This window comes from Kitasatospora sp. NPDC059747, assembly GCF_042732955.1.
Taxonomy (GTDB): domain Bacteria; phylum Actinomycetota; class Actinomycetes; order Streptomycetales; family Streptomycetaceae; genus Kitasatospora.
Map to the genome: position 1 here is coordinate 26,456 of NZ_JBHWGV010000097.1, position 10,216 is coordinate 36,671.

10 protein-coding genes are annotated in these 10,216 nt (G+C 73.1%); 7 read left to right on the forward strand and 3 right to left on the reverse strand.

Features of this window, described 5'->3' with window-relative positions; all coding sequences use genetic code 11:
* Positions 1 to 41: 41 nt before the first annotated feature.
* The 3 genes from ACFV4G_RS32515 to ACFV4G_RS32525 all read left to right on the forward strand — a co-directional run bounded on the left by ACFV4G_RS32515 (position 42) and on the right by ACFV4G_RS32525 (position 2,346).
* A complete protein-coding gene (locus ACFV4G_RS32515; RefSeq protein WP_380445745.1) occupies positions 42 to 851 on the forward strand; it encodes an amino acid ABC transporter permease in 810 nt (269 codons plus the stop codon).
* Positions 844 to 1,599: an amino acid ABC transporter ATP-binding protein gene (locus ACFV4G_RS32520; protein ID WP_380445746.1), complete on the forward strand. Its 756-nt coding sequence runs from the start codon at positions 844 to 846 to the stop codon at positions 1,597 to 1,599. Before ACFV4G_RS32515 ends, ACFV4G_RS32520 begins: the two co-directional genes overlap by 8 nt.
* 63 nt (positions 1,600 to 1,662) lie before the next feature.
* Positions 1,663 to 2,346, forward strand: a complete 684-nt coding sequence (locus ACFV4G_RS32525) for an esterase/lipase family protein (RefSeq protein WP_380445747.1) — start codon at positions 1,663 to 1,665, stop codon at positions 2,344 to 2,346.
* 21 nt (positions 2,347 to 2,367) lie between these two features.
* On the opposite strand, the gene ACFV4G_RS32530 is transcribed toward ACFV4G_RS32525, so the two are convergent.
* Together ACFV4G_RS32530 and ACFV4G_RS32535 are read right to left on the reverse strand one after the other, a co-directional pair.
* Positions 2,368 to 3,552: an erythromycin esterase family protein gene (locus ACFV4G_RS32530; protein WP_380445748.1), complete on the reverse strand. Its 1,185-nt coding sequence runs from the start codon at positions 3,550 to 3,552 to the stop codon at positions 2,368 to 2,370.
* A gap of 43 nt (positions 3,553 to 3,595) precedes the next feature.
* The gene (locus ACFV4G_RS32535; protein WP_380445755.1) at positions 3,596 to 4,525 is read right to left on the reverse strand and encodes an NADP-dependent oxidoreductase; all 930 of its coding nucleotides are present in this window, start codon (positions 4,523 to 4,525) and stop codon (positions 3,596 to 3,598) included.
* A 79-nt stretch (positions 4,526 to 4,604) separates the two neighbouring features.
* Between ACFV4G_RS32535 and ACFV4G_RS32540 the strand changes: the two genes are divergently transcribed.
* On the forward strand, positions 4,605 to 5,255 hold the full coding sequence (locus tag ACFV4G_RS32540) for a TetR/AcrR family transcriptional regulator (RefSeq protein ID WP_380445749.1): 651 nt from the start codon (positions 4,605 to 4,607) through the stop codon (positions 5,253 to 5,255).
* 16 nt (positions 5,256 to 5,271) lie between these two features.
* Here the strand turns inward: ACFV4G_RS32540 and ACFV4G_RS32545 are convergent, their stop codons facing one another.
* A complete protein-coding gene (locus ACFV4G_RS32545) occupies positions 5,272 to 6,564 on the reverse strand; it encodes an MFS transporter (RefSeq protein WP_380445750.1) in 1,293 nt (430 codons plus the stop codon).
* A gap of 212 nt (positions 6,565 to 6,776) precedes the next feature.
* Between ACFV4G_RS32545 and ACFV4G_RS32550 the strand changes: the two genes are divergently transcribed.
* The 3 genes from ACFV4G_RS32550 to ACFV4G_RS32560 form a co-directional block, all read left to right on the forward strand.
* On the forward strand, positions 6,777 to 7,229 hold the full coding sequence (locus ACFV4G_RS32550) for a hypothetical protein (RefSeq protein WP_380445751.1): 453 nt from the start codon (positions 6,777 to 6,779) through the stop codon (positions 7,227 to 7,229).
* Positions 7,230 to 7,456: 227 nt separating this feature from the next.
* Positions 7,457 to 8,023 (forward strand): RICIN domain-containing protein, encoded by a 567-nt coding sequence (locus ACFV4G_RS32555; RefSeq protein ID WP_380445752.1) that lies wholly within the window; start codon positions 7,457 to 7,459, stop codon positions 8,021 to 8,023.
* Between the two features lie 155 nt (positions 8,024 to 8,178).
* Positions 8,179 to 10,216: BTAD domain-containing putative transcriptional regulator (locus ACFV4G_RS32560; protein ID WP_380445753.1), on the forward strand; the 2,038-nt coding region annotated here is incomplete at its 3' end.

Below are 10,216 nucleotides of genomic sequence, written 5' to 3' on the forward strand. Positions count from 1 at the left end.
CCCCAGCCGATCCGGCCCTACTCACCAATCAGGAGATCGACGTGGACCAGCTGGGCACGCTGGCGGAGACGTTCTTCAACTGGGGATCGATGCGCGAGGCGATCTCCGACCTGCTCACCACCGGCGTCCCCAACACGCTGATCCTCGCGGCGACTTCGGCCGTCATCGGCACCGTCCTCGGCCTGCTGCTGGCCGTGGCCGGGATCTCCCGGACCCGCTGGCTTCGGTGGCCGGCCCGCGCCTACACCGACGTGTTCCGCGGCCTCCCCGCCGCGGTCACCATCCTGCTGATCGGCGTGGGGCTGGCCCCGCAGGGACTACGCATCTGGGGCCCCGACCCGTACCCGCTGGGGATCCTCGCGCTCTCGCTGATCGCCGCCGCCTACTTCGGCGAGATCTTCCGCTCGGGCATCCAGAGCGTGGAGGCGGGCCAGTTGGAGGCCGCCCGCGCGCTCGGCTTCCGGTACAGCGCCGCGATGCGGCTGATCATCGTCCCGCTCGGGATCAGGCGCGTCCTGCCCGCGTGGGTCAACCAGCTCATCGCGCTCATCAAGGACTCCAGCCTGATCTACTTCCTCGGGCTCACCGCCGGGCAGCGGGACCTGTTCCGGATCGGCCAGGACGCCGCCGCCACCACGGGCAACGAGTCCGCGCTCGTCCTCGCCGGGCTGTTCTACCTCCTGCTCACCGTGCCGCTGACGCACCTGGTCAACGTGATCGACCGCCGTCTGCGGAACGGCCGCCGGGTCACCGAACCGGCACCCGCCGAGACACCCACCGAGGCACCTGCCCGGGAAGCACGTCGGGAGCCACTGTCTACCACCGCGCCCGAGGGAGCGACCCGTGCCTGACGAGCGACCCACCCCCGCGTTCTCCCCGGTCAGCCTGGCCACCCGCGACCTCCACCTGTCCCTCGGCGGCAACCCCGTCCTGCGCGGCGTCGACCTGGACGTCCCCCGGGGGAACACCCTCTGCGTGATCGGGCCGTCCGGCTCCGGCAAGTCGACGCTGCTGCGCGCCGTCAACCGCCTGGTCGAGCCCGACCGCGGCGACGTCCTGCTGGACGGCGAGAGCGTGCTGCGCCGCGACCCCGACCGGCTGCGCCGCCAAGTCGGCATGGTGTTCCAGCAGTTCAACCTCTTCCCGCACATGAGCGTCCTGCGCAACCTGACCCTCCCCCTGCGCAAGCTCAAGGGCCTCTCCCGCGACGCCGCCACCGAGGCCGCCCTCCGCCAGCTCGACCTGGTCGGGCTGCGCCACAAGGCCGACGCCCGCCCGGGCCGGCTCTCCGGCGGACAACAACAGCGGGTCGCCATCGCCCGCGCCCTGGTGATGGACCCCCAGGTCATGCTCTTCGACGAGGCCACCTCCGCGCTGGATCCGGAACTGGTCAAGGGCGTCCTCTCGTTGATGGCGGACCTCGGCCGCGCGGGCATGACGATGGTGGTCGTCACGCACGAGATGGGCTTCGCCCGCGAGGCCGCCGACGGCGTCGCCTTCATGGACGGCGGCGTCGTGGTCGAGTCCGGCCCGCCCGAGGCGGTCTTCGGCGCGCCGCAGAGCCCGCGGCTGAGGACGTTCCTCTCGGACGTACTGTGACGTAACATCGTTGACCTGCAGTGGAGTTGTGTCACCCCGCCGACGTTCACCGGAGGACACGCCATGCGCCGCGCCGCCACCGCCCTCACCGCCGCCGTGTCCGTGCTCCTGCTCGCGGCACCCGGGGTCGCCCCGTCGGCCCACGCCGGCCCGGCGACCCCGGTCGTCCTCGTCCACGGGCGCAACGCGGACCCGGGCGTGTGGCGGGCCACGATCTCCGGCCTGGAGGCGAAGGGCTTCCCGGCCGACCGGATCTTCGCCTGGTCGTACGACACCTCCCAGTCCACGAACGAGGTCCTGGCCGGCCGGCTCTCCGCCTACGTCGACCAGGTGCTTCAGAAGACCGGCGCGGCCAGGGTCGACATCGTCGCGCACAGCCTCGGCAGCCTGCCGAGCCGCTGGTACGTCGAGTTCGGCGACGGCGCACGCACGGTCGCGAACTGGATCTCCCTGGCCGGCCCCAACCACGGCACCGGCCTCGCCTGGCTCTGCGCCGCGTGGGACCAGGGCTGCCGCGACATGACGCCCGGCTCGTACGTCGTCACCAACCTGAACCGGGACGACGAGACGCCCGGCCCCGTCCACTACTGGACCTTCTGGTCCCCCTGCGACGAGCAGATCCTCCCCAACGCGAGCACCCCGCTGAACGGCGCCGCCAACACCGAGACGTCATGCCTCAAGCACAACGACTTCCTCACCGACCCCGCCGTGATCGACGCCGTCGCCGGGATCCTGGCCGCCGGGTAGGCCCCTCCGTCCAGGCCGGGCTCACGGCAGCCAGTGCACCGGGGAGACCTCGCGGATGTGGACGAGGACGTCGAAGGCCCCGGCCAGGGAGGCGACGGCCAGGTGTTCGGCGGCGTCGCGCTCCGGGGTGTAGACACCGCTGACGACGCGGGCCTTCGCCGGTCCGTCCCACTGCGCGCGCACGTCCTCGTCGCGCAGGTCCAGCCAGCGCGCGGGCAGGCCCGTCTCACCGAGCCTCGCGTCGACGAAGTCCGCGGCCGGGCCCGGCACGACGGCGACGCCGAGGTCCCCGTGGTGGAAGCCGATCGCCACGGAGACGTACCGCCGGCCGTAGCGCTCGCGCAGCAGGCTGCCGACGCCGGCCTGCGAGCCGCGCTCGGCCGCCAGGCCCACCACGGCCTCGCCCGCCGAGGTGTGCGCGATGCCGTCCCAGTAGACGGTGCGCGCACCGGTCCGGCCCTGGGCCTCGGCGACGGCCTCGGCCCACACCTCGGCCTCGCCCGCGTAGTTGCCGCGCCCGGCGACGCTGCGCTCGTGGTACTCCACGATCAGCCGCATCCTCGCGGCCGCGTCGTCGGCACCTGGAGTGGACTCGACCAACTCGAGTGCGTCGCGGGCGTGTTCGGCGAACGGCCGGCCGGGGTGGACGCCGCGCGCCCGCTGCACGTGCTCCTCGATCTCGTGGACGGTGCGGATGGGATCCAGGTGGGCCGCCACCTCCGCGAGCCGCTCCGGCGCCACCAACCGCACGTGCTCCAGGACGGCGTCGTATTCGGCGGGCCCCGCCTGCATCGGCTTCACCCCGAAGATCCGGACCGGATCGTCCGCGTGGTCCCGGTTGAACGCCCGGATCCACTCCAGGGCGGCGACCATCTCGGCGGTGCGCCAGGGGCGCCAGGCCCCGGCCAGCGCGGACGCGGCCGAGCCCTCGCCTCCGCCCACGTACGCGTCGAGGGCCGCGGCGGCGCCCGCGTCGTCCTGGACGGCCAGCGCGCGGAAGCCGTGGTCCCGGACGAGCCGGCGGAACAGCTGGTCCCGCACCCCGAAGGTCTCGCGGGAGAAGCGCGTGGACTCCCCGATGCCGACCACCGTCGCTCCGTCGGCCAGTCGGCCGGCGATCTCGTCGAGCACGGTGTCGGCCAGCGGGAGGGAGTCGGTGTACTGAGGGTCGGTCAGGTCGTGGATGACTGCGGTGTTCTTCGGCATGTCGTGCAGTCTCGTACCTGAAGTCGACTTGAAGTCAAGCGACTCAATCGGCGGGAACGGACACAGCGCGTGAGTCGCCTCGGACGACCAGGACCCGGCGCCCACGCGTGTGCCCGGCCCGGCTGTCCGCGTGTGCGGCGGCGGCCTCGGCGAGGGTGTACGCCTTGTCGACCGGGATGTGGAGCAGCCCCCGCGAGATGAGGTCGACGGCCTCGGCGAGCGCGTCGGGCACGCTCCCGGCCACGCCGGAGAAGCGGACGCCGAGCCCGGGTGCGGTGAGGTCGGCGATGGAGACCACCTTCCGCGCGTCCCCGGTCAGTTCGACGAGTTCACGGATCACGCCGGAACCGGACAGGTCGAGGGCCGCGTCGACCCGGCCGAACCGCCGCACCCGCTCGACCCAGCCCGGGCCGTACGTCGTGGCGGCGGCGCCCAGGCCGCGCAGGTATTCCTGGTTCGCGGCGCCGGCCGTGCCGATGACCGCGATGCCGCGGTCGCGGGCGATCTGCAGCACCGCCGATCCGACTCCGCCGGACGCGCCGCAGACCAGCAGCGTCTGCCCGGGCCGCACGCCGACCTCGCGGATGATGCGCAGCGCGGTCTCGACCACGGAGGGGTAGCCCGCCGCCTCCTCGAACGTCAGCCCTTCGGGCATCCGGGCCCAGGCGGACAGGACCGCGAACTCGGCATAGGTGTCGGCCCCTTCGCCGAACACGTGGTCGCCGACCTCGACGTCGTCGACGCCCTCGCCGACCTCGTCCACCACCCCGGCGGCGTCCAGCCCGACGCCGGACGGCAGGCGGGTCGGATGGGCCCCCAGGACCTGGCCTTCGCGGATCCTCCAGTCGACGGGGTTCACGCCCGCCGCCCGCACGGCGATGCGTATCCGGCCGGGGCCCGCGTGGGGCGCCTCGGCGTCCACCAGGTGCAGGACCTCCGGGCCACCGAACTCGTCGAAGCTCACCTTCTTCATGTTCTTCATGCGGCCGACCGTAACACTAACGGTTAGGCTTTTGGAACTGTTTCATTTTCATGCCTGATAGCATCACGACATGACCGAGCCAGCCGAGCCGACTGCCCAGACCGGGCAGACCGGGCGCCGGGAGCGCAAGAAGGCAGCGACCCGTCAGAGGATCGCCGACACCGCCCTGCGGCTCTTCCTGGACCGCGGCTACGACGCGGTCGGCATCCGCGAGGTCGCCGCCGAGGCCGACGTCGCCGTCACCACGGTCTTCTCCCACTTCGCCTCGAAAGAGGCCCTGGTGTTCGAGCAGGACGAGGACTTCGAGCAGCGCCTCACCAAGGCGGTCACCGACCGCTCGCCCGACGAGGCGCTCGTCCCCGCGCTGCGTCGCGAGATCCACGCCATGGTCCGGCACTGCACGGCGGACGGCGCCGCCCCGGTCTGGCGCATGATCGACGAGTCACCCGCCCTGCGGGCGTACGAGGAGTCGATGAGGCTGCGTCATGCGGATTCGCTGGCAACGGCCATCGCCGCCCAGTCCCGGTCGCGGCCGCAGCCCGGGCCGGTGCCGACCGCGACGGCCTGCCGGGCGATCGCGAGGTTCGTGATCGGCGCCTTTTCGCTGGCCCGCGAGGCCGCCGACCCGGAGGCCGTGGTGGACGAGGTCTTCCGGATGATCGAGGCCGCTTGGGCGGTCACCGCCACCGGAAGACCGCCGGGGGATCTTGCCCGGCTCTGAAAGGCCGTGGTTCCGGTCAGTCGAGCAGCAGGGACGGGAAGGCCCGCAGCGTCCGCACGTCCTCCGTCGCGATCAGCGGCAGGCAGGAGAGCAGGCCGATCCCGGCGATCGTCCACAGTGTCAGGCGCGTGCCGAGGACGGACCCGAGGTAGCCGCCCGCCAGGGCCCCGACCGGGCGGGTGCCCCAGATGGCGAACCGGACGGAGGCGTTCATCCGGCCCTGCAGGCCGGTGGGCGTGATGGCCTGGCGCAGGCTCACCTGGCTGATGTTGTAGACGGTGATGCCGCACGCCATGATGCCGGTCGCGACACTCAGCGTGAGCACCGCGCGGGCCGGCGCCGCCGTCGCGAGCACGAGCACGGCGATCCCCGACATCGACTTCGCCGCGACCAGGACCGGACCGAGCCCGACGAGCCTGATGAGCCGGCTGCTGAGCGCGGCCCCCAGCAGCGCACCGCAGTTGCCCACGCTCAGGGCCAGCCCCAGCTCCCCCGGCGACAGCCCGAGGTCGCGCAGGGCGTACGCGGTCAGGACCGCCCCCAGCGCGCCGCCCAGCCCGACGAGGTTGCTGATGCCCGTCGCCAGCGCCAGGGACCGCAGGGTCCGGTGACGGAAGACGAACCGCAGTCCCTCGGCGATCTGGCTGCGCATCGAGGCCCTGACCGCGGGCTGCGGCGCCTGCGTCCGGGGAATCCGGATGAGGCAGAGCAGCAGAGCGGACACCAGGTAACTCACGGAGTTGACGACCAGGACCAGCGGCGCGGTGACCACCTGCAGCAGCAGACCACCGATGCTGGGCCCCGCCAACTCCGCCGTCGAGCGGGAGAATTCGAGCCTGCTGTTGCCGTCCGGGGTCTGCTCGCGCGCCACGACCGTCGGCAGGAAGGCCTGGTCGGCGATGTCGAAGAACACCGTGCACAGCCCGATGGCGAACCCCACCGCACAGAGCAGTGGCACACTCAGCACCCCCGCGAGGTGTCCGACCGGCAGCACGACGATCGCCACGGCCCGGCCGACGTCCGCCACGACCATCACGCGCCGGCGGTCCCACCGGTCGAGCAGCGCGCCCGCCGGCAGGCCGACCAGGAGGAACGGCAGGGTCTCCATCGCCGAGACGAGCCCGAGCTGGCCGGTCGACGCGGAGAGCGTCGTCAGCGCGAGCACCGGAATGACGAAGAACGTGATCCGCGTCCCGAACTCGCTCACGGTGTGCGCCGACCACAGGACCTGGAAGTCGCGCTGCCGCCACACACTGACCAGCCGTGCGGCGGGGGCCGCCAGAGCCGGATCGGAGCCGACGCTCGCCATGTCCACGTTCCCTCGCTTCTGGTCGGTGACCGGCTCCCCCGCGCGGCAAGTCTCCGGAGAGTAACAACGGCATCACGGCGAGCTCCGACACCGGACCGAAGGGGTCGGTCGGGTACGGCCGTACGGGCGACCGCGGCAGGGGTGTGCCGCCCACCGCTCGGCGAGTACGTACGGCCGGACTACCATGATCCGCAACAAGGGGAGGGGCGGACGTGGAACCGACGACACGCAAGCGCTGGCTGGCCATGGTGGGGCTGATCGGGCTCGGGGCCGGGGGCTACTACACGTGGTGGGACCAGTTCTCCCACCACGAGCTTCCGTACACGCGACGCGACGCCTCGGTCCTCGGCCGGATCAATGCCAGCGACGGCCTCAACGCGTGGAACCCGACCGTCCTGGCGGACGACCGCACGATCACCGTGGATGTCGGCTGGGGCGGTTGCGACTACAAGCCCGACCTGGTGGCACGGGAGACGGCGGACCAGGTCACGCTGCTGTTGAGCCGCCGGGACGCCTCGGGCCCGGACGTCGGCTGCGAGGACGGCGGATACGCGCAGGTCAAGACCGTGCTTCACCAACCGCTCGGGACACGGACATTGACCGACGCCGTCACCGGCCGGCCCGTCCCGATCGCCCACCCCCAGTCGCAGCCCCCGACGACCTGACGTCTGCACGGCCCGACCGGACTTGCCCATCCTTGATCGATTCTTGGCCCGGCGTTCACCCGCACCCGCGTACGATTCACGCGCGTCGGCGGTGCGGACACCCGTCCGAACCGTAGGGGGAACGGAACACCGGTGTCGTACCGGGGCCGGGCCGACGCGGATCGGGGGCGCGTGCGCGTCCGCCCGCCTCCCCTGCTCCTGCTCCTCGTGCAAGGGACCGGTCCTTCTTGACCATCCGCAACGCCCTCCCCCGCGCCCGTACGGCCGCAGTCGCCGCCGGTGCCGCCCTCACGCTGGCCGCCGCCGTGCCGGCCACCCCCGCGTCCGCCGTCGGCGGCAGCTTCGGCAACCCGACGACCAGCACCCTGGTCAACGTCAACTCCGGCAAGTGCCTGGAGATCGCCGACTGGCGCACCGACAACGGCGCCCCCGCCCGCCAGTGGGACTGCACCGGCGGCGCCAACCAGATCTGGGACTACGTGCCCGACAGCGGTGGCTTCGAGCTGGTGAACCGGAACTCCGGCAAGTGCCTGGAGATCGCCGACTGGCGCACCGACGACGGCGCCCCGGCCCGCCAGTGGGACTGCTCCTGGGGCGGCAACCAGCACTGGAACTACGTCGGCACCCTCGGCGACCGGGGCGAGCTCGGCATCGCCAACTTCAACTCCGCCAAGCTGCTGGAGATCGCCGACTGGCGCACCGACGACGGCGCCCCCGCCCGCCAGTGGCAGGGCAGCTACGCCGGCGTCGCCCAGGGCAACCAGGCCTGGCTCACCGCCATCAAGCGGTACTGACCCGCACGGGTTCCCGGGGACGGACGTCCCCGGGAACCCGCAGGCGGCACCCGGCACCTGCGCACGGATCCTTCCCTTGCGAACCAGGCGCCGCGCCAGCGAGGATGGGCGCCCGGGGCAGCATCCGACGCTGCGTCAGATTGTGGGGAACCGCCGTGCGGCCAGGCAGTGATCCGGACCGGCCGAGCTTCGCGCTGCTCGGCGACCTCCGCGTGCGGCGCGCCGGTGCGGACATGGCGCTGGGCGGCCCGCGGCAGCGGTCCGTGCTGGCCGCCCTGCTGCTGCGGCCGAACACGGTCGTCCCGGTGGAGGAGCTGGTCGCCGGGCTGTGGGGCGAACGGCCGTCCGGTGCGCCGGACGTCACCCTGCGGACCTACGTGTGGCGGTTGCGGAACCTGCTGGAGCCCGTCCGCGACTCGCCGAGGGTGTTGCTGTCCCAGGCGCGCGGGTACCGCCTGGCGGTCGAACCGGACCGTGTGGACCTGTGGCGGGTCGGGCGCCTCAAGGAGCAGGCCGGGAAGTGCTCCGCCGAACGGCCCGCGGATGCCCGGGACATGCTGACCGAGGCACTGGCCCAGTGGCGCGGTGAGCCGCTCGCCGGCCTGCCCGGGCCGCTCATGCGCCGCGAGCGCGAACGGCTGTCGCAGTTGCGCCTCGCCCTGCGCGAGGAGCGGCTCGCCCTCGACGTGGCGCTCGACGGCCCCTCCGGCTGCCTGCCGGAGCTGGAGGCGCTGGCCGCCGCCCATCCGTTCCGCGAGCGCCTGCACGGGCTGCTCATCCGCGCATTACAACGACAGGGCCGGATGCCCGAGGCGCGCGCGGTCTACGACGCGCTCCGATTACGGCTCGTGGAACACCTGGGCCTCGAACCGGGGCCCGAACTCTCGGCCCTGTGCCACGAACTCGATGCGGACTCCCCCGCCGGGTCGAGGTCCGCTCCCGCACTCAGCCGGCCCGTTCAGCTGGACCAACTACCTCCGCCCCCGGCCCAGTTCACCGGGCGGCAGGAGCACATCGCCCGGATCGGACGGGCACTGACCGAACGCACCGGCCCCGGCCTGCGGCTGGTGACCGTCACCGGCATGGGCGGCGTCGGAAAGACGGCCCTCGCCGTACGGGCCGCCCACACCGTACGCCCCGACTTCCCGGACGGCCGGCTGTACGCGGACCTGCGCGGCGCCGACCTGGTGCCCGCGAGCGCGTCGGACATCCTCGCGGACTTCCTCACCGCGCTGGGCGTCCGGGAGGCCGCCGTCCCGAAGGACCTCGCGGGCAGGTCCGCCCTCTTCCGCACCGCCACCGCCGGACGACGGCTGCTCATCCTCCTCGACAACGCGCGCGACGACGCGCAGATCCAGCCCCTCCTGCCCGGATCGCCGGACTGCGCGGTCGTCGTCACCAGCCGCGCGGTGCTCAACAGCGTGCCGTCGGTGCTGCACATCGCGCTGGACGTGTTCAGCGAGCGCGAGGCGCTCGGGCTGCTCGACGCGGTGATCGGCAGGGCGCGCCGGTCCGCGCAGAGCGTCCAGGCCGCGCTGCTCGTCGAGGCCTGCGGCCGGCTCCCCCTGGCCGTACGGATCGCGGCGGCCCGGCTCGCCGCCGAGCCCGACCAGCCGATCGCCGACCTCGTGCGGCACCTGGCGGACGACGGGATCGGTGCGCTGCGCACGGGAGACGTCGAGATCGAGCAGGTCTTCGCGGTCGGCTACCGGCTGCTTCCGCCAACCCTGGCAACGGCGTTCAGGATGCTCGCCTGGGTGGAACCCGACATCGGCCTGGCCGCCGCGGCCGCAGTCCTCGGCCTGACGGAGGACCAGGCGGAGCGCCTCGCGGAGGCACTGGTCGACCAGGCCCTGCTGGAGTCGATCGGCGCCGGGCGCTACCGCTACCACGACCTCGTGCGCGCCTTCGCCCGCCGGACCTCGCTGCGGACCGGCGAGCACGAACGGGCCGCCGCCCACGAGCGGCTGCTGGCGCTCCTGCTCGGCTGCGCCCGTACGGCCTTCGCGCTCGCGGTGCCCGGAGACCCGGTCGCCGACGTCTTCGGCTCGCCGCGCCCGCCGTCGGCCGCCGCCCGGGACTACACCGACCCGGCGGACGCCCGCCGATGGGCGCGGGCCGAGATCCCCGGTGCCGTGGCGCTCGCGGCCGCCGTCGCGACGGTGCCCCTGCTCCCGGTGGCCGCCCTGCGCG